General features: G+C 69.3%; 21 protein-coding genes. 9 read left to right on the forward strand and 12 right to left on the reverse strand.

Features of this window, described 5'->3' with window-relative positions; all coding sequences use genetic code 11:
• Window positions 1–60: 60 nt before the first annotated feature.
• Window positions 61–489 carry a MerC domain-containing protein gene (locus tag ABD970_RS11460; protein ID WP_345295595.1) on the reverse strand — a complete coding sequence of 143 codons (429 nt, stop codon included), beginning with the start codon at window positions 487–489 and terminating at the stop codon, window positions 61–63.
• A 54-nt stretch (window positions 490–543) separates the two neighbouring features.
• On the opposite strand from ABD970_RS11460, the gene ABD970_RS11465 reads away from it, so the two are divergent.
• The gene (locus tag ABD970_RS11465; RefSeq protein WP_345295596.1) at window positions 544–2,727 is read left to right on the forward strand and encodes a TonB-dependent receptor; all 2,184 of its coding nucleotides are present in this window, start codon (window positions 544–546) and stop codon (window positions 2,725–2,727) included.
• A gap of 243 nt (window positions 2,728–2,970) precedes the next feature.
• Here the strand turns inward: ABD970_RS11465 and ABD970_RS11470 are convergent, their stop codons facing one another.
• Window positions 2,971–3,471 (reverse strand): transcriptional repressor, encoded by a 501-nt coding sequence (locus ABD970_RS11470; protein ID WP_345295597.1) that lies wholly within the window; start codon window positions 3,469–3,471, stop codon window positions 2,971–2,973.
• Window positions 3,472–3,637: 166 nt separating this feature from the next.
• Complete coding sequence (gene gltX / locus ABD970_RS11475; RefSeq protein ID WP_345295598.1) at window positions 3,638–5,056, reverse strand: glutamate--tRNA ligase; 1,419 nt, start codon at window positions 5,054–5,056, stop codon at window positions 3,638–3,640.
• 125 nt (window positions 5,057–5,181) lie between these two features.
• Between gltX and lpxH the strand changes: the two genes are divergently transcribed.
• Window positions 5,182–5,913, forward strand: coding sequence for a UDP-2,3-diacylglucosamine diphosphatase (gene lpxH, locus ABD970_RS11480; protein ID WP_345295599.1), 732 nt, complete (start codon window positions 5,182–5,184; stop codon window positions 5,911–5,913).
• Window positions 5,914–6,054: 141 nt separating this feature from the next.
• On the opposite strand, the gene ABD970_RS11485 is transcribed toward lpxH, so the two are convergent.
• From ABD970_RS11485 to ABD970_RS11515, 7 genes are all read right to left on the reverse strand, one after another.
• Window positions 6,055–6,351: a hypothetical protein gene (locus ABD970_RS11485; protein ID WP_345295600.1), complete on the reverse strand. Its 297-nt coding sequence runs from the start codon at window positions 6,349–6,351 to the stop codon at window positions 6,055–6,057.
• A 50-nt stretch (window positions 6,352–6,401) separates the two neighbouring features.
• Window positions 6,402–7,205, reverse strand: coding sequence for a ferritin-like domain-containing protein (locus tag ABD970_RS11490; RefSeq protein WP_345295601.1), 804 nt, complete (start codon window positions 7,203–7,205; stop codon window positions 6,402–6,404).
• Between the two features lie 13 nt (window positions 7,206–7,218).
• Complete coding sequence (gene purF / locus ABD970_RS11495; RefSeq protein ID WP_345295602.1) at window positions 7,219–8,691, reverse strand: amidophosphoribosyltransferase; 1,473 nt, start codon at window positions 8,689–8,691, stop codon at window positions 7,219–7,221.
• Between the two features lie 50 nt (window positions 8,692–8,741).
• Window positions 8,742–9,692 (reverse strand): SPOR domain-containing protein, encoded by a 951-nt coding sequence (locus ABD970_RS11500; protein WP_425563088.1) that lies wholly within the window; start codon window positions 9,690–9,692, stop codon window positions 8,742–8,744.
• 42 nt (window positions 9,693–9,734) lie between these two features.
• On the reverse strand, window positions 9,735–11,051 hold the full coding sequence (gene folC, locus ABD970_RS11505) for a bifunctional tetrahydrofolate synthase/dihydrofolate synthase (protein WP_425563089.1): 1,317 nt from the start codon (window positions 11,049–11,051) through the stop codon (window positions 9,735–9,737).
• A 109-nt stretch (window positions 11,052–11,160) separates the two neighbouring features.
• Window positions 11,161–11,805, reverse strand: coding sequence for a histidine phosphatase family protein (locus ABD970_RS11510; protein ID WP_345295604.1), 645 nt, complete (start codon window positions 11,803–11,805; stop codon window positions 11,161–11,163).
• A 115-nt stretch (window positions 11,806–11,920) separates the two neighbouring features.
• Window positions 11,921–14,089, reverse strand: coding sequence for a S46 family peptidase (locus tag ABD970_RS11515; protein WP_345295605.1), 2,169 nt, complete (start codon window positions 14,087–14,089; stop codon window positions 11,921–11,923).
• Between the two features lie 181 nt (window positions 14,090–14,270).
• Between ABD970_RS11515 and tdh the strand changes: the two genes are divergently transcribed.
• Window positions 14,271–15,305 carry an L-threonine 3-dehydrogenase gene (tdh, locus tag ABD970_RS11520; RefSeq protein ID WP_345295606.1) on the forward strand — a complete coding sequence of 345 codons (1,035 nt, stop codon included), beginning with the start codon at window positions 14,271–14,273 and terminating at the stop codon, window positions 15,303–15,305.
• Between the two features lie 124 nt (window positions 15,306–15,429).
• Window positions 15,430–16,623, forward strand: a complete 1,194-nt coding sequence (gene kbl, locus ABD970_RS11525; RefSeq protein WP_345295607.1) for a glycine C-acetyltransferase — start codon at window positions 15,430–15,432, stop codon at window positions 16,621–16,623.
• Between the two features lie 21 nt (window positions 16,624–16,644).
• On the opposite strand, the gene ABD970_RS11530 is transcribed toward kbl, so the two are convergent.
• Both ABD970_RS11530 and ABD970_RS11535 read right to left on the reverse strand, forming a co-directional pair.
• Window positions 16,645–17,142, reverse strand: a complete 498-nt coding sequence (locus ABD970_RS11530; RefSeq protein ID WP_345295608.1) for a GNAT family N-acetyltransferase — start codon at window positions 17,140–17,142, stop codon at window positions 16,645–16,647.
• A complete protein-coding gene (locus ABD970_RS11535) occupies window positions 17,139–17,954 on the reverse strand; it encodes a pseudouridine synthase (protein WP_425563090.1) in 816 nt (271 codons plus the stop codon). The genes ABD970_RS11530 and ABD970_RS11535 overlap by 4 nt, the downstream gene beginning before the upstream one ends.
• A gap of 100 nt (window positions 17,955–18,054) precedes the next feature.
• On the opposite strand from ABD970_RS11535, the gene ABD970_RS11540 reads away from it, so the two are divergent.
• From ABD970_RS11540 to ABD970_RS11560, 5 genes are read left to right on the forward strand one after another with little or no spacing between them, the layout of a single operon-like run.
• Window positions 18,055–19,038 (forward strand): acyl-CoA desaturase, encoded by a 984-nt coding sequence (locus ABD970_RS11540; protein ID WP_345295610.1) that lies wholly within the window; start codon window positions 18,055–18,057, stop codon window positions 19,036–19,038.
• The gene (locus ABD970_RS11545; protein ID WP_345295611.1) at window positions 19,035–20,309 is read left to right on the forward strand and encodes an NAD(P)/FAD-dependent oxidoreductase; all 1,275 of its coding nucleotides are present in this window, start codon (window positions 19,035–19,037) and stop codon (window positions 20,307–20,309) included. The genes ABD970_RS11540 and ABD970_RS11545 overlap by 4 nt, the downstream gene beginning before the upstream one ends.
• Window positions 20,306–21,079: a DUF1365 domain-containing protein gene (locus tag ABD970_RS11550; RefSeq protein ID WP_345295612.1), complete on the forward strand. Its 774-nt coding sequence runs from the start codon at window positions 20,306–20,308 to the stop codon at window positions 21,077–21,079. The genes ABD970_RS11545 and ABD970_RS11550 overlap by 4 nt, the downstream gene beginning before the upstream one ends.
• A complete protein-coding gene (locus ABD970_RS11555) occupies window positions 21,076–22,335 on the forward strand; it encodes a class I SAM-dependent methyltransferase (protein ID WP_345295613.1) in 1,260 nt (419 codons plus the stop codon). The genes ABD970_RS11550 and ABD970_RS11555 overlap by 4 nt, the downstream gene beginning before the upstream one ends.
• Window positions 22,336–22,346: 11 nt before the next feature.
• Entirely contained in the window at window positions 22,347–23,150 is an 804-nt protein-coding gene (locus ABD970_RS11560) for a DUF1295 domain-containing protein (RefSeq protein WP_345295614.1), read from the forward strand.
• Window positions 23,151–23,154 lie beyond the last annotated feature (4 nt).

The following is a 23,154-nucleotide window of genomic DNA, read 5'->3' on the forward strand; positions in this document are numbered from 1 at the left end:
GCGGCAGGTGCTGTCGCGAGTGCACAGCGAGGCGCGAATCCTAGCACGCGGCTCGCCCCCTCACCCGCCGCCGGCCGCTCCAGCGCCATGCGTCAGCCGCAAGTTGGCCAGGTGCGCGGCCGCCAGCAATCCCCCGCCCAGGGCCATCACCGCCGCGTGCAGCAGGCCGTGCGTATGCAGGCTGGTGAACGCGCCCGCCCAGACCATCACAAGGCCCGGAAGCAGCAGGGCCCAGGCGCGGAAGGCCCGGTGCCGGCGGTAGCCGAGCGTCAGCGTGGTCAGGCCCAACAAGGTGGCGAAGACCACGAAGGCCTGGTCCAGGTCGATCCACCCCCCCACGTTGAGCCCCAAGGCCGGCAGCAGGGCCAGCGCAAGCGGCAAGAGGGCGCAGTGCACGGCGCACAGGAAGGATGCGGCGAACCCGAACCGGTCCGCCGTCCGCAACGCGGCTCGGGGCTGAACGATGACTTCCGGGCGGTGGGCGTCCATGGTGAAACATTATAACATCCAGCGGGTCTTCGCCCTGCCCGGATCCCTGCCCGCATGAACAGCGCTCAACGCCCCGGCTCGCCTGCATTGCCCCGCCGTTCCCGCCTCGCCCTGGCGCTTTGCCTGGCCCCGGGCCTCGCCCTGCCCGCCGTGGCCCAGGACGACCCGCGGCACGAAGAGCCCACCGACCTGGACGCCGTCATCGTGCGTGCCACACCACTGCCCAAGACGGCGGAGGATCTCACCCGCCCGGTGGAGGTCCTGGCTGGCGCCCGGCTCGACGAGGCCAAGGCCAACTCGCTGGGCGAGACCGTCGCGCGCCTGCCCGGGGTGCAGTCGTCGTACTTCGGGCCCGGCGTCGGCCGACCGATCATCCGCGGCCTGGACGGCGCCCGGGTGCAGGTACTCAATGACGGCCTCGGCTCAGGCGACGTCTCCACCCTCAGTGCCGACCATGCGGTCAGCATCGAGCCCTTCCTCGCCAACCAGATCGAAGTGCTCAAGGGACCGGCCACCCTGCTCTACGGCAGCGGGGCGATCGGCGGCGCGGTGAACGTGGTCGACGGCCGCATCCCCGAGGCGGTCACCGCGCAACCGCTCGAGGGCCGTGCCGAGCTGCGCGCGGGCAGCGTCAACGACGAGAAGACCGGGATGGTCCGCGTTGACGCCACCTCGGCGTCGGGCAACCTGGTGTTCCACGTCGATGGCCTGCACCGCGAGACCGGCGACTACGACATCCCCGGATTCGCCGAGAGCGCTGGCTTGCGTGCGGAGGAAGCTGCGGAAGGCGAAGAGGCCGAAGAGATCGCCGGCACCCTGCCCAACAGCGCCCTGCGCACAGACAGCGGTGCACTGGGCGTTTCCTGGGTCGGTGGACGCGGCTTCATCGGCGTCGGCGCCAGCCTGTTCAATACCCGCTACGGCATCCCCGGTGCGGCCCACCACCACGACGACGGGCACGACGAGGCCGATGGGAGTGAAGACGCCCAGGTGGACATCGTGCTCGACCAGCGCCGCCAAGAAGTCCGTGCGGGCCTCGACGAACTCGGCGCCTTCCAGACCCTGCGGGTGAAACTGGCGCGCAACGATTACACCCATACCGAGTTCGAAGGCGGCGCCGTGGGCACCGTGTTCGACAACCGCGCTTACGAGGGCCGCGCGGAACTGGTCCACCGCGCGTGGGCGGGGTGGACCGGCGCCTTCGGGCTGCAGGTGTCGCGGCGCGAATTCAGTGCCGTCGGCGACGAGGCGTTCGTGCCGGGATCCGATTCGCGCGACACCGGCCTGTTCTGGGTCGGCGAGCGCGATTTCGGTGCGCTGTCGCTGGAACTCGGGGCGCGCCACGACCGCAGCAGCATCGACGTCGACCCCGCCGTGGCCGTCGGACCGTCCCGTGACTTCGACGGCACCAGCCTGTCGGCCGCAGCGCGCTGGAACTTCGGCGAGGACGTCCATCTGTCGCTGGGACTGGATCGCGCGCAGCGCGCGCCAGCGGCGGAGGAGCTCTATTCCAACGGGCTGCACGTCGCCACCGGAAGCTTCGAATTCGGCGACCCGACGCTGGACGTGGAAACCGCCCGTCGCGCCGAACTCGGCCTGCACTGGCATCGCGGCGCGCTCAAGCTGGACGCGGCCCTGTACCAGGTCCACTACGACGATTTCATCCATCTCGCCGACACCGGCGTGGAGGCGCACGGCACGCCGGCGCGGGTCTGGAACCAGGCCGATGCGCGCTTCACCGGCGGCGAGATCGACGTTCAGTGGACCTTCCTGGAGAACGAGACCGGTGCCTGGACCGCCCGCGTCTTCGCCGACACGGTGCGCGCCCGACTCACCGGGGACGGCGAGCGCACGGTGGCCTTCGCCGTCGAGGAGGACGGCGAGGTCGAGGCGTTCACCGCAGACATCGCGCAGTCCGGCAACCTCCCACGGATCGCCCCCGGGCGCGTCGGTGCGGAACTGCGTTGGGCCGGCAACGGCTGGCGCGCGGGCCTGGGTGCGGTGCGCTACGCCAGCCAGGACGACGTGGCCGCCTTCGAGACCGCCACCGATGGCTACACGCTCGTACACGCCAACCTGGCCTGGCACCGCGACACGCCCGGCGGGAACGCCTGGGAGCTGTTCCTGGACGGCAGCAACTTGCTCGACCAGGAGGCGCGCCCGCACACGTCCTTCCTCAAGGACCTGGCCCCCCTGCCCGGGCGCAGCGTGACCGCAGGCGTGCGTGTGTTCTTCTAGGGCAGCACCTGGGGGAAACGGAGGTCGTCCCCGTAAGCGCACGGAAACCCTGATGCTGTAAGCCGGATCCCGGCTTCCAGGACCCGGATATCGGACCGCGCTGAAAGGATCACGCGGATCACGCAGCGCCTCCCGCATGCGCAAGCGCGCCTGGGTGCGGGGCGGACGGCTTGCCCGGGCGAAGTCGCAGAACGGCGCCGCCTTGTCCGGTCCCGCGGCTCCCCCGCAACCGCCGGGCGTCGCTCAACCCGGGTCCCGGCCCTTCGCGCTGCAGCGGGCGCACAACCCGTGCACTTCCAGGGTCTGCGCCTGGGGCTCGAATCCCAACGCGCGCGCGCGGTCGTCCAACGCTCGCACGACCTCGCGGTCCTCCAGTTCGACCGCGTCGTGGCAGCGATCGCAGATCAGGAACGGCACCGAATGCTGCGCCGTGCTGGGATGGTGGCACGCGACGAAGGCATTGACCGATTGCAGCTTGTGGATGAAGCCGTTGGCCAGCAGGAAATCGAGCGCGCGGTACACCGTCGGCGGGGCCGCCGCGCCGGGGCCCTCGCCTTGGCGCACCTGGTCCAGCAGGTCGTAGGCCTTGATCGGTTGCCCGACCTCGGCGATCAGCGCCAGCACCCGCGCGCGGATCGGCGTCAGCCGAAGGCCGCGCTCGCGGCACGCACGTTCGACCGCCACCACATAGGCGGCGGCATCTTCGACGTGGTGGCGGGGATCGGTGCACTCGTGCCGGGGCATGGGGTCATGATGGTGGCAAACACGCCGGCGCTCAATGCATGGCAGCCGCGGCCAGCGGCCGGCGCGCGTTCCAGCGTGCGCCACGCGGAGGGATGCGGGTGGCATGTCCGGACCTCGAGCAGGCACCCGTCCGGCGGCGTGGTTGCCCGAGGGTGCGGGGATTCGCCTATGACGCGTCGATCAGCGCCAGCGCCGCGTCGATGCGATTCAAGGCCTCGTCGCGACCGGCGAGGTAGACGGTGTGCGCGATGTCCGGGCTGACCTGCGTGCCCGTGATCGCCACTCGCATCGGCTGCGCCACCTTGCCCATGCCCAGTCCCAGCGCCTCGGCGGTTGCGTGCAGCGCCTCGCCGACGGCTTCCACGGTCCATGAGGGCAGCTTCGCCAGGCGTTCGCGCGCCTCGGCCAGGGGCATGCCGGCCTCGGCGGTGAGGTGCTTGGCGACCGCCTTGTCGTCGTAGACGGCCAACGGCTGGTACCAGACCAGTGCGCGTTCGGACATGTCCTTGAGGGTCTGGACGCGATCCCGCAGTGCCAGCACGACATCCGCAGGCGCGGGTCCGTCCTGCGGATCGCACCCCGCCTGCCGCAGGTGCCAGTCGAGGTGCGCGGCGACGTCCTGCGGCGCGTCGGCCTTGAGGTATTGCTGGTTGAGCCAGCCAAGCTTGGCTGGATCCATGCGCGCCGCCTTGGCGTTGACGTCCTTGAGGTCGAACAGCGCCGTCATCTCGGCGATGGAGAACACCTCCTGGTCGCCATGCGACCAGCCAAGCCGCACCAGATAGTTCAGCAGGGCGTGCGGGAGGTAGCCGGCGTCGCGGTACTGCATCACGTCGGCGGCCCCGGTGCGCTTGGAGAGCTTGGCGCCGTGCTCGTCCAGGATCATGGGCAGGTGGGAGAACGACGGCACGCCGCCCGCCAAGCCCAGTTCGATCAGCGCGCGATAGATGTTGATCTGGCGCGGCGTGTTGTTGACGTGGTCGTCGCCGCGCACGACATCGGTGATCTCCATGTCGACATCGTCGACCACCACGGCGAAGTTGTAGGTCGGGTGCCCGTCGGGGCGCAGGATCACCAGGTCGTCCAGTTCGCCATTGGCGATCTCGATCCGACCCTTGACCTTGTCGTCCCACGCCACCGTGCCCTCCAAGGGGTTCTTGAGCCGGATGACGCGATTGGGGTCATCGCGCCATGCTTCGCCGCGCTCCCGGTAGGCGCCGTTGTAGCGAGGTTTCCCGCCGGCAGCCATGGCCGCCTCGCGCATGGCGTCGAGCTCGTCCTTCGACTCGTAGGCGTAATAGGCATGCCCGCCGGCGACGAGCTGCTCGGCGACTTCCCGGTAGCGGTCCAGGCGATGGGTCTGGTAGACCGGGCCCTCGTCGTAATCGAGCCCCAGCCAGTCCATCGCCTGCAGGATGGCGTCGATCGCCGCCTGCGTGCTGCGCTCGCGGTCGGTGTCCTCGATGCGCAGGATGAACTGGCCACCGTGCCGCCGCGCCTCCAGCCAGCAGTACAGCGCGGTACGCGCGCCGCCGATGTGGAGGTAACCGGTCGGGCTCGGGGCGAAACGGGTACGACAGGCCATGCGTGACTCGCGGAACGAGGGAATCGACGATTTTACCGCTTGCCGTCCCGCAGCGAGCGGCTGGGGGCCCGAGGATCACAGGGTCCACGGGAACGGCATGGCGGGCGCGGGCCTACAATCGGCGCATGCCCACGCTGTTCATCTCCGACCTGCACCTCGACGACGCGCGGCCCGGCAGCACCCGCCTGTTCGGCGAATTCATCGACGGCGAGGCGCGCGGCGCGGACGCGCTGTACATCCTGGGCGACCTGTTCGAGGCCTGGATCGGCGACGACGATCCCTCGCAGGCCGGTGCCTTGGTGGCGCGGAAGCTCAAGGCGCTTTCCGACGACGGGGTGCCCGTCTTCTTCATTCACGGCAATCGCGACTTCCTGCTCGGCGACGCGTACGCCGAGCGCTGCGGCATGACGCTGTTGCCCGACCCGACGCGCGTCGACCTGCATGGAACTCCCACGCTACTGATGCATGGCGACACCCTGTGCACCGGCGACCTTGCCTACCAGCAGTTCCGCGCGCAGACCCGGGATCCGGAATGGCAACGGCAATTCCTGTCGCAGCCGCTCGAGGCGCGGCTGGCGTTCGCCCGCCAAGCGCGGGGCGCCAGCGCGAAGCACCAGGGCGCGCTGCGCGAAGCCGGGACCATGGAAACGATCACCGACGTCGCGCCCGATGCGGTGGACGACGCCTTCCGGGCGCACGGCATCGATCGGATCATCCACGGCCACACCCATCGGCCGGCGATCCACTGCCAGGACGGGCGCACCCGCATCGTGCTGGGCGACTGGTACGAACAGGGATCGGTCTTGCGGGTCGATGGCGACGGGACCGAACTCGCCGGACTGGACCCGGTGGCATGACAGGTGCGACCGGCACCATGCGCGGGCCGCGCCGGACCACGACGTCACCGGCTAGTCGATCGCTTCGGCACATCCCTGCAGGGTTCGCCCGCCGCGGGCGAAGGACGCGACATGCGTCCAGGTCTTGTCGGCCATCGTGTCCTAGCAGGGGCCGGGCTTGAGGCGCAGGAGGAATGGTGGGTTGCCGGCACGCTGGGTAAACACGACATCAGTGCCGTCGATGAGGCGTTCTGCCGGAATCACCGTGCCGTCCACGTTCTCCGGCGTCCTGAACACCAACCGCGCGCCGTCGACGTCGACCGACCAGAAGGGCTCGTTGCCGGCGGCGCGGTAACGGTGGGTCGAAGGACCTTCCCCGGCCCGCGGCGGCAGGGACGCGCAGGCCGATGCCAGCGCGAGGACCAACAGGCCAACCGGCATGCACCTGCCCACGCTCATGGCGCCCTCCCCCACGTTCGACGACATCCGTTGCAACGCGGCATACCGCGTCATCCGGCCAGCTCGCGCAATGCAGCCAGTTCCCGTTCGCCGAACCCGGCGGCCAGCCGGGCCTCCTCGTTGAACGGACCGTGGAGCACGGCGCGGGCATACTCGGCCAGCAGCTCGCGGAACTTCGCTTCCGGCTCGTCCCCGCTGCGTGCGCAGAACCATCGGAACCAGCGGCTGCCGGCGGCCACGTGGGCGACCTCCTCGCGAAGGATCGTCTCCAGGATGCCGGCCGTCGCCTCGTCGCCCAGCTTGCGCAGTTTCACGATCATCCCCGGGGTGACGTCCAGCCCGCGGGCCTCCAACACCCGTGGCACCAGCGCCATCCGGGCAAGCCCGTCGTGCGCGGTCTTCTCGGCCATTTCCCACAGGCCGTTGTGCGCATCGAAGTCGCCGTAGTCGTGGCCGAGGTCCTGGAGCCGCGCGCGCAGCATCGCGAAGTGGCGCGCTTCATCGTCGGCGACCGCGACCCAGTCCGCGTAGAAGTCTCCGGGCATGCCGCGGAACCGGTAGACCGCGTCCCAGGCCAGGTCGATGGCGTTGAACTCGATGTGGGCGATGGCGTGCACGAAGGCGGCGCGGCCCACTGGGGTCCCGAGTCCGCGGCGCGGCAGTTCGCGGGGATGCACGAGGGCGGGCCTGGCGGGACGGCCAGGCATGGCGATCGGCCCGGGTGGCGTGGCCGTGCCATCGATGTCGAGCTCCCCGCGCCGGTAGGCCGCGGCGGCCGCGAAGCTCATCGCCAGCTTCTCGTCGGGCTGGCTGGCGGCCAGGCAGTCCCGGGCCGCCTGGAACAGGCAAGGCATCAGCGCACGCGCGTTACAACGCCAGCCGGCGCTGCCGCTTGGCGTCGTCGGAACGCAGCTGCTGGAGGCGCTCGAAGTAACCCGGTTCCACGCCGGTGATGTACTCGCCGCTGAAGCATGAGCTGTCGAACCTGCGGCCCGGGAACTTCGGCCCCGCCACGGCCGCCTCGAGGTCGGCCAGGTCCTGGTAAACGAGCCAGTCGCAGCCGATCATGCGCTCGATCTCGGCCTCGCTGCGGCCGTGCGCGATCAGTTCCTCGGGCGTCGGCATGTCGATGCCGTAGATGTTGGGATGGCGCACGGGAGGTGCGGCGGAGGCGAGGTAGACCTTTCGCGCCCCGGCATCGCGCGCCATCTGCACGATCTGCCGCGAGGTGGTGCCGCGCACGATGGAATCGTCCACCAGCAGGACGACGCGGCCGCGGAACTCGAGCGGGATCGGGTTGAGCTTGCGCTTGACCGATTTCGCGCGTTCGCCCTGCCCCGGCATGATGAAGGTCCGGCCGACGTACCGGTTCTTGATGAAGCCCTCGCGGTACTTCACGCCCAGCACGCTCGCGAGCTCGAGCGCCGAGTCGCGCGAGGTGTCCGGGATCGGGATCACCACGTCGATGTCGTGGTCCGGGCGCTCGCGCAGGATCTTCTCGCCCAGGGTCACGCCCATGCGCATCCGGGCCTTGTGCACCGAGATGTCCTCGATCATCGAGTCGGGGCGCGCGAAATAGACGTACTCGAAGATGCACGGCGCCGGCTCGCCCGGTTCGGCGCACATGCGCGTGTGCAGCTCGCCGCGCGCGGTGACCACCACGCCCTCGCCGGGACGCACGTCGCGCACGCGCTCGAAGCCCAGGATGTCCAGTGCCACTGACTCGGATGCCACCGCGTATTCGTCGCTGCCATCGACCACGCGCTTGCCCAGGACCAGGGGGCGGATGCCGTGCCGGTCGCGGAAGGCGACCAGGCCGAGGCCCAGGACCGTGGCGACCGCTGCGTATCCGCCCCTCGAGCGCCGGTTCACGCCTTCGATCGCGCGGAACGCGGACTCCGGCGACAAGCTGCGTTCACGGTCCAGTTCGTGCGCGAAGACGTTCAGCAGCACTTCGGAGTCGGACTCGGTGTTGATGTTGCGGCGGTCCTCCTCGAACACCTCGCGCCGCAGGGCATCGGTGTTGATCAGGTTGCCGTTGTGCGCCAGCGCGATGCCGTACGGCGAGTTGACGTAGAACGGCTGCGCCTCGTCGGTGCCCTCGCTGCCGGCGGTCGGGTAGCGGCAATGGGCGATGCCGACGCGGCCCTCGAGCAAGGCCATCGCGCGCGCATCGAACACGTCGCGCACCAGGCCGTTGCCCTTGTGCACGCGCAGCTGCGTCCCGACGGCCGTCGCGATGCCGGCCGCGTCCTGCCCCCGGTGCTGCAGCACGGTCAGTCCGTCGTAGAGCGCGGGAGCGACTTCGGAGGTGGCGACGATGCCGATGATGCCGCACATGGCGTTGGCGTCCTTTGGGAGTTTCGGGGGTGGGGTTGCGGGGAAACGCGTCAGGGATGGGAACGGACGATCCCGTCCAGGCCCAGCCGGGACTTGAGCTGCGACCTGAGCTGGTCGGCGTCGCCGCGGCCGAGCACCGGGCCGGCCTTGACCCGGGTCAAGGCGCCCTGGTCGGTCTGGACCGCCTCGGTGAAGGCGTTGAAGCCCGCGCCGCGGATGCGGTCGCGCAAGGCGGTGGCGTCGGCGGCATTGCGGAAGGCGCCGACCTGGACCGCGAAGCCGACGTCCGCCGCGGCGGCGGGCTTGGCCGCCGGGGCTTTCGCCGCGACCGGCTCGGGCACGGCCACGGTATCGGCCGGCGAGCCGGCGGCCGCCGGGGGGCCCGGCTGCGGCGTGGGCCGGGTGGCCCCGGCATCCAGCGCGACCACGCGGGCGTCGACGTCGTTGGGGATCAGTTCGGCCAATACCCGCGCTGCCTCCGCATCGGCCCGGGTCGCATAGGGGCCGATGCGCACGCGCCAGGCCGGTTTGCCGTCGACGGTGGTCGACTCGCGATAGGCGGGAAGCCGGGACTCGCGCAGCCGCGCGACGACGGCTTGGGCATTCGTCGCGCTGGAATACGCGCCGAAACCGACGGCGTAGTCGCCGCCGGCCACGCTGGCCGGTAGCCGCGGGCTGGCCGCTATGGGCTCGGGCAACCCGGATCCGGCTACCGCCGGGTCCGCGCCCAATGGGATGGGGCGGCTGGCAGGCGACGGATCGGCGGTGTCGACCGTTGGCAGGGCTTGTTCATCGAGCGCCCCCGGCGAAGCCGGTTGCGGTTCCACCAATGGGAGGTCGCGAGTGGCGTACTCGCCCTCGGGTGCGTCGGGCATGGTGAGCGAGAGGTCGGATACGCCGCTGTCCGGCGCCGGACCCTTGACCAGCATCGGGAGGAAGATCACCGCCAGGGCGACGAGCACTGCGGCACCGACGAGGCGCTGCTTCAATTGTGGTTCCACGATCCAGGATCCATCGATGTCGCGCGCGGCGGGGCACGCGGATTATACGCCGCCCCCCGGATCGACCGATGAACCGATGGCTTCGCGCGGGGCTCCGGGATCGGCGGCGAGCACGCCCAGGGCCTCGGCGGCCGTATGGAACGATCCGAAGACCAGCAAGCGGTCGCCGACGCGCAATTGCGGCAACGCCGCCGACATCGCTTCGGCGACGGTCGCGTGGCGCGCCCCGGACGCCGCCGCGGTGCCGGCGAGCTTGTCCGCCAGTCCATCCACGCTCGTGCCACGCGCGCCCGCGTGTTCCAGCCCCGCCAGGTGCCAGCCATCGACCTGTCCCGCCAGCGCAGAGACCACGCCGACGGCGTCCTTGTCCGCCAGCGCCGCGTAGACGACGTGCGTCCGGCCGGCAACGGGCAGCGCACGCAGTGCGTCGGACAACGCGCGCGCCGCTTGCGGGTTGTGGCCGACGTCGACGAGTACCTCGATGCCGTCGCGCATGAAGCGCTGCAGGCGACCGGCCACCCGCGCGTCCGACACGCCCTCGCCCCAGGCCTGCCGGGGGATCTCCAGATCCAATGCGCGCAGCGCTGCGATCGCGGCCGCGGCGTTGCGCAACTGGACGGGCGCCGCCAGCCGCGGCATCGGCAGGTCCACTTCGAATCCCGGCTCCCGCCAGCGCCACCCGTCGGCCCGCCTTTCGACCAGGTAATCGCTGCCCGCCCGGATCGCGGGCGCGCCGATGCGATAGGCGTGGCGCAACACGCTGGCCGGGGGGTCGTCTTCGCCGAGCACCAGCGGCCTTCCGGCGCGTGCGACGCCGGCTTTCTCCAGGCCGATGGCCTCCCGGTCCGCGCCGAGCCAGTCCTGGTGGTCGAGGTCGACCGTGGTGATCACGGAAACGTCGGCATCGACCAAGTTGACGGCATCGAGTCGGCCGCCCAGCCCCACTTCCAGGATCGCCAGGTCGAGCCGGGCCCGCGAGAACAGCCACAGCGCGGCGAGCGTGCCGTACTCGAAATAGGTCAGCGAGGTGTCGCCGCGTGCCGCGTCCACGGCCTGGAAGGCCGCCACGAGTTCCGCGTCGCCGGCATCATCGCCATCGATGCGGATGCGCTCGTTGTAGGCCACCAGGTGCGGCGAGGTGTAGGCACCCGTGCGGAAACCGGCGGCGCGGGCGATGGCCTCGATGAAGGCGACCGTGGAACCCTTGCCGTTGGTCCCCGCCACCGTGACCACGCGGGGCGCTGGCCGGCGCAACCCCATGCGCAACGAGACCTCGCGCACCCGATCGAGTCCGAGGGCGATCGCGGAAGGATGCTGGCGTTCGATGAAGGCCAGCCAGTCGGGAAGCGTGCGCGCCATGCTGGCCATTGTAGGGTCGCCCACCACTCACGCCGGCAAGGCACCGGTTCGTGTCCGGGTACTGCGCCCGCCCGCGTCGCCAGGCGCACCATGCAACCCGGCGGACGCTTCAGAGTGCGCGGTGGACCGCTTCGCCGAACAGCAGCGTGTGGTGGCTGCAATCGTTGAGACGGACGACGTCCAGCCGATCGACGCCGGGGCCTTCGAGCAGGTTCAGCGTGGTCGGCGCCTGGCGGAAGCTCCACAGCCGCGACAGGGGGATGCCCAGGATGCGGCACAGCAAGACGCGGTTCACCGCATCATGCGCGACGACCAGCAAGGTCTCGTCCTCGCCCAATCCCTCGCAGCTTGCAGCCAGCGCGGCCCACGACCGGTCGAACACCTCCTGCAGCGATTCCCCGCCGGGCATCTGCACCGTGTGCGGCGCTTCCCGCCAGGCCCGGAAGCCTTCCGGATCCTCGTCGCGGATTTCCCCGGCAAGCTTGCCTTCCCAGCTGCCGTGCGCGATCTCCATGAACCGGTCATCGACCTGGAGCATCGGGGCGCGACGCTCGCCGAGCGCGTGCGTCGCGGTGTCGCGCGCGCGCGCGAGGGGCGAACAGACGGCGCGGTCGATACCGACGTCCCGCAGCCGCCCACCCAGGGCGCGGGCCTGCTGCTCACCCGTGGGCGAGAGCGGGATGTCTTCCTGGCCCTGGTAACGGCCCTCGGCGTTCCATGCGGTTTCACCATGGCGGGCGAGCAGGATCCTCATGCGGTGGTTTCCCGATGCGGCGGCCGCCGACGCGGCCGGGACGGCGCACAGTCTATGGGAACGCCGCGCCAGGCCCGATGCACCGATCCCGCCACCCTTCGCAGGCAAGCCACCGTCAACGCTTCGGCGCCACGCCCATTTCCCGCAGCAGCTGCGGGGCGGGGAAGACTTCCTGCATGATCCAGCGCATGTAGCGCTGGTCCACCGAGATCACGCGGGTCATGTCGGGATCGAACATCCAGTTCGACACCACGGCCTCGGCGTTCATGTCGAACGCCAATCCCACCAGCTCGCCCCGTGCATCCATGACCGGTGACCCGGAGTTGCCGCCGGTGATGTCCAGGTCGGACAGGAAGTTGACCGGCACCGTGCCCAGGCGCCGATCCGCGAGGCCGCCGTACGCCTTCGCTGCCACGGCATCGAGCAGGGCCTGCGGGGCATCGAACGGCGGTTGCCCCGTGTGCTTGGCGGCGACCTGCTCGAGCCGGGTGAACGCATGCTGCCGATTTCCGTCCAGCCTGGTGTAGGGCTTGACGTTGCCGAACGTGATCCGCAGCGACGAGTTCGCGTTGGGATACACGAACTCGCCCTGGCTGCGCTTGTAGTCGGCCACTGCCTGCAGGAACACCGGGCGCGCGGCGAGCGCCTCGCCGGCACGGACCTTGCGCTGGCGTTCGAGTTCGAGCAGCGTCGGCATCACCGCCACGGCGTAACGGATCGCGGGATCCTTGCTCTTCTCGAACGCGGCGCGATCGGCCGCGAACCACTTCATGCGCGCATCCGGCTCGACCAGTTCGCTGCGCCCCAGCCGGTTGAGTGCGACCTCGACGGCCTTGCTGCTGTCGCCACCGAGCCATTTGTCGATCTCCGCGACCCGTTGCGGCTTCGGCAGCTGCAGGTACTGGTCGATCCAGTAGCGCTGCAGCTTGCGATCCATGGCCGGCACGTAGCGACGCTCCATCTGGCGCAGGCTGCCTTCGATGGTCGACAGGTCCCGCTCCTGGTAACCCTGCTCGCGCGCGGCATCGGGCTTGGCACGCTCGATGGCGAGCCGGTACAGCGTGGTGGCCGCCGACACCAGGCCGGTATTGCCGAACTGGGCCATGACCAGGTCCCGCTCCCTGGTGGCGCGTTCCTCGTCCAGCAGGCCTTCGAGCCGGGCGTGTGCCGCGACCGCGGCTTGCCCGTCCGCGCCACGCCCCGCCAGCCAGTCGAGGACGGCGCGCTCCTGCGCCCGCTTCCCGGCGACGGCGCCGATGCGCTCGAACCCGGCCAGCTGGTTGTCGTAGTTCTTGAGCACGTTCTCCCAGCCGCGCACGGTGCTGGCGTACTTCACCTCGATTTCCGGATCGGCCTTGGCTTCCGCCTCGACCAGCGCCACCAGGGCCTTGTAATGGCGGCTGATCGTCGGATACGACCACTCGACGGTATTGGTGAATTCGCGGCTCAAGGCGTAGCGACTGGTGTTGCCGGGATAACCGGCGATCATCACGAAGTCACCCTCGCGCAGCGGCTTGTCGGCGAGCTTCAACCAGCGCTTGGGCTTGTAGGGAACGTTGCCTGGCGCGAATGCAGCCGGCTTGCCGTCCGGGCCGACGTAGGCGCGGTAGAACGCGAAGTCGCCGGTGTGCCGCGGCCACGACCAGTTGTCGACTTCGCCGCCATAGTTGCCGACGCTGCCCGGCGGTGCGTAGGCCAGGCGAACGTCCTTGATCTCGATGTTGCGGAACAGCCGATAGGTATTGCCGCCGGAAAAGCTGTACAGGCGGCAGCGATAGCCCTCGACCGCTTCGCAACCCGCCACCAGTCGTTTCTCAGCCGCGTCCAGGGCCGCCGTACGGCCGAGCGCGTCGGGTGCCGCGGCGATCGCATCGCGCACCTCGCCGGTGACGTCCTGGATCGACTCGAGCACGTAGATGCGCGCATTCGGGCCGGCCGGGATCTCCGCGGCCGGCGTCGCGGCGTTGAAGCCGTCGCGCATCAGGTTCTTCTCGGGGGTCGAATTGAGCTGGATGGCGCCATAGGCGCAGTGGTGGTTGGTCGCCACCAGCCCCTGCGGCGAGACGAAGCTCGCGGTGCAGCCGCCCAGCGAGACCACCGCCCCCAAGGGATCGCCGGTGAGGTCCGCCAGCTGTTCGGGCTTGAGCTTCAGGCCGGCCTGCTTCATCGGCTTGGCCAGCTCGGGCAGCTGCTGCGGCACCCACATGCCCTCGCCGGCGGATGCCATGGGCAGGGCGGACGCGGTCGCCAACGCGATCGCGGCGGTGAGGACGGTCAGGCGCATCGAATGACTCCGCATGTGTCGGGTGGGCCAGTCTAACGTCGGCGCCGCTGCGGTCGCATTCATCGGGGCGTCGATGCGGATCGTCCCGCCGCCGGGAACCCGCCGAACCGGGTGCCATGAGGCACGGCGGCCCCCGCGTATAATTCGGGGCCCCGCAACCCCCACCTACGGATGTCCCCACATGGGCCGAATGATGAAGGCGCTGGTCAAGCGCGAAGCCACCAAGGGCATCTGGATGGAACAGGTCCCGGTTCCGGAGCCGGGCCCCAACGAGGTGCTGATCAAGCTCGAGAAGACCGCGATCTGCGGCACTGACCTGCACATCTACCTGTGGGACGAGTGGAGCCAGCGCACCATCGAGCCCGGCTTGGTCATCGGCCACGAGTTCGTGGGACGCATCAGCGAACTCGGCCCCGGCGTCACCGGTTACTCGGTGGGCCAGCGTGTCTCGGCCGAAGGCCATATCGTCTGCGGCCACTGCCGGAACTGCCGTGCGGGCCGGCAGCACCTGTGCCCCAATACCGTCGGCATCGGCGTCAATCGCAACGGTGCCTTCGCCGAGTACGTGGTGATGCCGGCCAGCAACCTGTGGCCGATCCCCGACCAGATCCCCAGCGAACTCGCCGCCTTCTTCGACCCCTACGGCAATGCCGCGCACTGCGCGCTGGAGTTCGACGTGGTTGGCGAGGACGTGTTGATCACCGGCGCCGGCCCGATCGGCGTCATGGCCGCCGGCATCTGCAAGCACATCGGCGCGCGCAACGTGGTGGTCACCGACATCAACGACTACCGCCTAAAGCTCGCCGCCGACATGGGCGCCACCCGGGTGGTCAACGTCACCAACACCAGTGTCAAGGACGTGATGGCGGACCTGCACATGGAAGGCTTCGACGTGGGCCTGGAGATGAGCGGCAACCCACATGCCTTCAACGACATGCTCGACTGCATGTACCACGGCGGCAAGATCGCCCTGCTCGGCCTGCTGCCCAAGGGTGCGGGCGTGGACTGGGACCGCATCATCTTCAAGGGGCTGACCCTGCACGGCATCTACGGCCGGCGCATGTACGAGACCTGGTACAAGATGACGCAGCTGGTGCTGGACGGGTTCCCGCTGCACAAGGTGCTCAGCCACCAGCTCCCCGCCGACGAGTTCCAGAAGGGTTTCGACCTGATGGAGTCGGGCAAGTCGGGGAAAGTCGTGCTCAGCTGGAACTAGGAATCACCCCTGCCACCGCGATGGCCGGCCGGACGGCATGGGTGCGCCCACCCTTGCCGGGTCCGGAAGCCGGCGGCGGCAAGCCGCGATCGACTGCGACCGGAACCAATCTGACGGAGTTGCCATGTCCCTGACCGACCGCTACGCCGACACCCTCGACGAGATCCGCGACGCCGGACTGTTCAAGGCCGAACGCATCATCACCGGCCCGCAGTCGGCAGAGATCACCCTTGCCGACGGGCGCACGGTGCTGAACTTCTGCGCCAACAACTACCTCGGCCTGGCCGACCATCCCGACATCATCGCCGAGGCCAAGCGCGCGCTCGACACCCATGGCTTCGGCATGGCCTCGGTCCGCTTCATCTGCGGCACCCAGGACCTGCACAAGCAGCTCGAGAAGACCATCGCGGACTTCTTCGGCATGGAGGACACGATCCTGTATGCCGCCTGCTTCGATGCCAACGGGGGCTTGTACGAACCGCTGCTCGGCGAGGAGGACGCGATCATTTCCGACGCCCTCAACCACGCCTCGATCATCGACGGCGTGCGCCTGTGCAAGGCGAAGCGCTTCCGTTACGCGAACTGCGACATGGGCGACCTGGAAAAGCAGCTGCAGGCTGCCGACGCCGCCGGCGCCCGCACCAAGCTGATCTCCACCGACGGCGTGTTCTCGATGGACGGCTTCATCGCGCCTCTGGACGAGATCACCGCGCTGGCCGCGAAGTACGGTGCACTGGTGCACATCGACGAGTGCCATGCCACCGGATTCCTGGGCAAGACCGGGCGCGGCTCGGCCGAGGTCAAGGGCGTGCTCGAGCGCATCGACATCGTCACCGGCACGCTGGGCAAGGCGATGGGCGGCGCGCTGGGCGGGTTCACCACGGCCAAGGCCGAGGTGGTCGAACTGCTGCGCCAGCGGTCGCGACCCTACCTGTTCTCCAATTCGCTGCCGCCCCACGTGGTCGCGGCGGGGATCAAGGCGTTCGAGATGCTCGATGCCGCGGGAGAACTGCGTGAACGACTCGCAGGCAACACCGCCTACTTCCGCGAGAAGATGGCCGCGGCAGGCTTCGACCTCAAGCCCGGCACGCATCCGATCTGCCCGGTGATGCTGTACGACGCGAAGCTGGCGCAGCAGTTCGCCAAGCGCCTGCTGGAGGAAGGCATCTATGCCATCGGATTCTTCTTCCCGGTGGTGCCGAAGGAGCAGGCGCGAATCCGCACCCAGGTCTCCGCCGCCCACACCCGCGAGCACCTCGACCGTGCCATCGATGCGTTCACGCGCATCGGCCGTGAACTGGGCGTGCTCGAGACCTGAATCGGGAATTCCCGCAGCCGCTCAGCCACGCACCCGGGCCATCGCCAGCGCGTCGACGTAGGTGCCGTCGCGATAGGCATAGTCTCGGAGCAGGCCCTCCTGTTCGAACCCGTGCTTCTCGTACAAGGCGATGGCTGCGGCATTGCGCGCATAGACCTGCAGCTCGATGCGCCGCAGCTGCAGCCAACCGTCGGCCAGCACCAGCGCGGCCTCGAGCAAGGCGGTGCCCACGCCACGGCCCCGCCAGTCGTCGCGGACGCCCATGCCGAGGTCGCCGACATGGCGGCGGCGCGGATTGGTCGAGACCTGCAAGCCGAGCTGTCCCACCAGCTCGTCGCCGCACTCGGCCACCAGCAGGTGGCTATTGCCGTCGACCGACTGCATGCGCGCGCGCCAGAGATCCAGCGACGGGAACGGCAGCTGCAACGTATCGGCCTGCGCGAGCGGGGCGTCGTAGATCCGCCTGACGGCCGGATAATCTTCGGGCTCGGCGCGGCGTACCGTGATCGTGGCTGTCATGCGGCTGGCGGACTCCAGTCGATGCCGGCCAGAAGTGTAATCTCGGCCGCCTCCAGCCGTCGCCACTGTCCCTTGCCGAGCTGGCCCAGGGCGAGGTCGCCGATGGCGACACGCACCAGGCGTAGCACGCGTAGCCCACAGGCAGCCATCAGGCGGCGAATCTGGCGATTTCGCCCCTCCGCCAGCACGATTTCAAGCCATGCATTGCGACCACCGCTGCGCAACAGCCGGGCGCCCGTGGCCTGCAAGCGCTCGCCGTCGCAGTCGACTCCGGTTTCCAGCGTGCGCAACACGGCGGCGTCGGGCAGCTCATCGACCTGGACGTGGTAGCGCTTGTGCGGGCCGGTAGCCGGGTCGGTGATGCGTGCCGCCCACCCGGGGTCGTTGGTGAACAGCAGAAGGCCTTCGCTGGCCTTGTCGAGTCGGCCCACCGGCGCGATCCAGCCCAGCCCGGCGCCATCGAAGCAGCGGTAGACCGTCTCGCGGCCTTGCTCGTCCGTCGTCGTGGTCACCAGGCCGCGCGGCTTGTTGAGCATGAGGTACACACCTTCAGGCGGGCGCAGCGCACGTCCGTCGATGCTCACGCTGCCCAGGTCCTGCGCGGGGACCGGGAATTCCGGATTGAGGACCACGCGACCATGCACGGCGACCCGGCCAGCGAGCACCCATCGGGTCGCGACCGTGCGGGAGCACAGGCCCTGTTTGCTCAGCACGCGGGCAAGGCCGTACCGTGGGCCGGACGATGGATTCCGTTGGCGCATGCCTGCAGTTCCCCGCGGCAACCCCGCCGCGTCGGCGCCATCATCGCGCATCCGCGACTCGGCGGGTTCCGTAACTGGGCTTGACCGAATGCCCGCGGCCCGCCCGCGGATGGTTCGTCGCAGCCCCCGTCGCGCACCGAGATGCCCACCCATGAGCGAGACCCCAGCGAACGCGTCGCCTCCCGCCGCGAGCAACCCGCCTCCCGCCATCGCAGCCCTGCTGCGGTGGTTCGATACCCGCCATGCGGCACCCGTGCCGGCGCACGACGACCGCATCGACTGGCTGCGCGTCGCCCCCTTCATCGGGATGCACCTGGCCTGCATCGGCGTGTTGTGGGTGGGCGTGTCGGCCACCGCCCTGTGGGTCGCGCTCGCGTCCTACGCGCTGCGCATGTTTGCCATCACCGCGTTCAACCACCGCTACTTTTCGCACAAGACCTTCCACACGTCGCGCGCGATGCAGTTCGCGTTCGGCCTGCTCGGCGCCAGCTGCGTGCAGCGGGGACCGTTGTGGTGGGCGGCGCACCACCGCCACCACCACCGGCATGCCGATACGGAGCAGGACGTGCACTCGCCGCGCCACCTGGGCTTCTTCCGCAGCCACATGGGCTGGTTCATGGCCCGGGGCGCGTTCCGCACCGACGAGGCCGCGGTACCCGATCTGGCGAAGTACCCGGAACTTCGCTGGCTCGATCGGTACGACGTCGTCGTCCCTGTGATCTACGCCGCCGCACTGTATGCGCTCGGCGCCTGGCTGGGGCACGCCCATCCGTCGCTCGGGACCAGCGGTCCGCAGCTGTTGGTCTGGGGCTTCTTCGTCTCGACGGTCGTGCTGTTCCATGTCGCCGTCTCGATCAACTCGCTTGCCCACCAGTGGGGCACCCGTCGCTACGCAACCCGGGACGACAGCCGCAACAACGCCCTGCTCGCCCTGCTGACCTTCGGCGAAGGCTGGCACAACAACCACCACCATTTCCCCGGTTCGGCGCGGCAAGGGGTGCGCTGGTGGGAGGTCGACCTGTCCTGGTACCTGCTGAAACTGATGTCGGCCTTCGGCCTGGTCTGGGACCTCAAGACAATGCCTGCGCACCTGGTCGATGCACGCCGGGCCCATCCTCGCGCAGGCCGCCCTTGAACCCGCGTCGACGCATTGCGGTCGTCGGCAGCGGCATCGCCGGACTCGGTGCCGCGTGGCGGTTGTCGACCGCCCACGACGTCGTCCTGTTCGAATCCTCGGACCGGCTCGGCGGACATGTCCACACCCACGACATCAAGCTGGACGGCCGCCGCCACGCCGTCGACACCGGGTTCATCGTGTTCAACCACGCCCACTACCCGCTGCTGACCGCACTGTTCGAGTCACTGGGGGTCGCGACCCGGCCGACCACCATGAGTTTCTCGGTGCAGGACGCCTGCAATGGGCTGGAATACAACGCCACGAACCTCGATGGACTGTTCGCCCAACGCCGCAACGTCGCCTCGCCGCGGTTCTGGGGCATGCTCCGCGACATCCGCCGTTTCTACCGGCAAGCCCCGGCACTACTCGAACTGCCGGGGGGAGGGCCCAGCCTGGGTGAATACGTGGCGGCCAATCGCTACGGCGACGCCTTCGTCGACGACCACCTGGTGCCCATGGCCTCCGCCCTGTGGTCTTCGCCGGCATCGGCGGTACTCGACTTCCCCGCCAAGTACCTGGTGTGCTTCATGCAGCAACACCAGATGTTGCAGGTCGAGGGCAGGCCGCAATGGCGTGTCGTGTCCGGGGGGTCGATGCGTTACGTGGAAGCCCTGCAATCCCGCTGGCGGGTCGACGTCCGGCTGCGCACGCGGGTCGAACGCGTGGCCAGGCACGCCGGGGGCCATGTCTTCGTGCAATGCGCCAATGGAAGCGAACGCTTCGACGAGGTCGTACTCGCCTGCCATGGCGACGACGCCCTGGCCCTGCTGGAGACACCGACTCCCGGGGAGCGCGCCGTGCTCGGCGCGATCGCCTACCAGGACAACGACATGGTGCTGCATACCGATGCACGCCTCCTGCCCAGGCGCCGCAGGGCCTGGGCGGCATGGAATGCCTTCGTTCCGGTCGACCGCAGCGAGGCCTGCACCGTCAGCTACTGCATGAACATCCTGCAATCGATCCGCTCGAAACAGCCCATCGTGGCAACCCTCAATCGAAGTGCGGATATCGATGCGGGCAAGGTCCTGGCCCGCGCGCGCTACCGCCACCCCGTCCACTCGCACGCAAGCGTCGCCGCGCAGGCGGGCATCCCGGGCATCAGTGGCCGCGACCGCATCTGGTTCGCGGGCGCCTGGTGCGGATACGGCTTCCATGAAGACGGCCTGCGCAGCGGCTACGCGGCCGCCGACGGCCTGCTCCAGCGACACCAGGCCGGGCAGGCCGCATGACCGCATCCGTCGCCAGCGCGCTGTACCAGGGAGTCGTCCGCCACCGCAGGCACCTCCCGCGGCCGCACGCCTTCCGCTATCGCATGTTCCAGCCCTATTTGGACCTCTCCGAGCTCGACCAGGTCTTCGCCGAACGCTGGTTGTGGTCGGTCGGGCGCGGCAACGTCGCGTCGTTCCGGCGCGGCGATTTCCACGGGGATCCCGCGACGCCCCTGGACAGCGCCTTGCGCGATACCGTCGCTGCATGCACCGGGACGCGGCCGACCGGACCGATCCGGATGCTGGCGCACCTGCGCTATCTCGGCCAGTGCTTCAATCCCGTCGCGCTCTATTACGGTTTCCGCGAGGATGGCGCCACGCTGGAATGGATCATGGCGGACATCACCAACACGCCGTGGAACGAACGCCACGCCTACGTGCTGCCCGTCGCCGGCGCCGTGCATCGTCACGGCATGCTGCGCTGGGACTTCGACAAGCGCTTCCACGTCTCGCCATTCATGCCGATGCGGCGGGCGTACGCCTGGCGCTTCAGCGTCCCGGGCGACGACCTGCGCGTGCACATGGAAGTCCGCGACGGGACGTCGCGTGAGTTCGACGCCACGCTGACGCTGCAACGCCGACCATTGGACGGACCCAACCTGGCCCGCGCCCTGCTGCGTTACCCCGCCATGTGCACCCAGGTGGTGGCGGCCATCTATTGGCAGGCGCTGCGGCTCTGGCTCAAGCGCACGCCCTTCCAACCCCACCCCGACTCGGTGACGCACCCATGAACTCCAGACCGCGGGATCTCGCGCGTGCAAGGCCCGCCGACCGGCAGGTGGGCGGCTTCTGGCGCAGGCGGATCCTCGACCTGCTCGACGACTTGCATGGCGGAACCCTTGTGGTCCGGGACGTCCACGGCACCACCCTGCTCGGCCATGCGGACGGCGACGCGCCCTTGTGCGCGACACTGACCGTCCATGACGAGGCGTTCTACCGGCGCGTCGCGTTGGGCGGCAGCGTCGGCGCCGGCGAGGCCTACTTCGACGGCTTGTGGGACTGCGACGACCTGGTCTCGCTGGTCCGCCTGCTGGTTCGCAACCGCGAACGGCTCGACGCCATGGAGTCCGGCTTCGCCCGTTTCGCGGGCTGGCTGCTGCGTGGCTGGCACGCCCTGCGCCCGAACTCACGGCGCGGCGGGAGCCGCAGGAATATCTCCGCGCATTACGACCTTGGCAATCCCCTGTTCGAACTCTTCCTGTCGCCAGACATGATGTACTCCTCGGCGATCTTCGCATCGGCCGACGAGACACTGGAGCAGGCGTCGTTGCGCAAGCTCGAGACGATCTGCGCCAGGCTCCAGCTCCAACCCGGAGACCACGTGCTCGAAATCGGTACCGGCTGGGGCGGCTTCGCGATCCACGCGGCCACCCGCCACGGCTGCCGGGTCACGACCACGACTCTGTCGGCCGAACAACGGGATTTCGCGCAAAGTCGCGTCGCGGCGGCCGGCTTGTCCGATCGGATCACCGTGCTGCTCGACGACTATCGCGACCTCGGGGGCCAATACGACAAGGTGGTCTCGATCGAGATGGTCGAGGCCGTCGGCGCCGCGCAGCTGCCCACCTACTTCGCCCAGCTTTCCGGGTTGCTGAAACCCGACGGGCTGGCGCTGGTGCAGGCGATCACCATCGAGGACCATCGCTATCGCCGCGCCTTGCGGGAGGTCGACTTCATCAAGCGCCACGTCTTCCCCGGGAGCTTCATCCCGTCCACCAGCGCCATGCTCGGGGCCATGGCCGGCCACAGCGACCTGGGGTTGCTCCACCTGCAGGAGATCGGCGACAGCTATGCGCTGACCCTGCGCGAATGGCGCCGGAGGTTCGAGGACGCTCACGATCAGGTACGCGCACTGGGCTACGACGAACGCTTCCTCCGGCTGTGGCGGTTCTACCTGTGCTACTGCGAGGGCGGGTTCCTCGAGCGATCGATCGGCGATGTGCAGATGCTCTTCGCGCGCCCCGGTTATCGTTGTCGTATCGAGTAGGGAGGAGGCGCATGAGTCCCTGGGTGTTCGCGGCGTTGGTGTGGGCATTGAGCGCGATCGTGATGGCGGCGGTCTGGGCTTTCGCCATCCGTGTCAGGAACGTCGGTTACGTCGACGTCGCCTGGGCCGGGTTGATGGCAGTGGCGGCCCTCCTCTCCGGCCTGCTGGCCGATGGCGCCATCCTGCCGCGCACGCTCACCGCGCTGGCCGGGGCGGTCTGGGGCGCGCGCTTGTGCCTGTACCTGCTCAATCGCGTCATGCACGAGGCCGAGGACGGGCGCTACCGCGCGCTGCGCGAACGCTGGCAGGGCAGTCCGGCGAGGTTCTTCGTGTTCTTCCAGGCGCAGGCGGTCGTGGTCGCGCTGTTCGCGCTGCCGTTCTTCGCCGCGGCCAGCAGCACGCAGAGCAATGCCGATGCGTGGGCCATCGCCGCGATCCTGGTCTGGCTGGCCGCGGTCGGTGGCGAAGCGCTCGCCGACGCGCAATTGGCGGAACACCGTGCCGATCCCGCGAACCAGGGCAAGACCTGCCGCAGCGGTTTCTGGGCCTGGTCGCGCCACCCCAATTACTTCTTCGAATGGCTGCACTGGTTCACCTATGTCCTGTTGGCCGTCCACTCCCCGCATTGGGCACTGAGCTGGCTGGGCCCCGTGGTCATGCTCGCGTTCCTGTACCGCGTCAGCGGGATCCCCTGGACGGAGCAGAACGCGCTGCGCAGTCGCGGCGAGGACTACGCGCGTTACCAGCGTGAAGTGAGCCCCTTCATTCCCTGGCCGCCTCGATCCGGGTCCGGTTCTCGCGGTCATAGCCACTGAGGTA

The organism is Luteimonas vadosa, from assembly GCF_039543545.1.
GTDB classification, from domain to species: Bacteria; Pseudomonadota; Gammaproteobacteria; order Xanthomonadales; family Xanthomonadaceae; genus Luteimonas; species Luteimonas vadosa.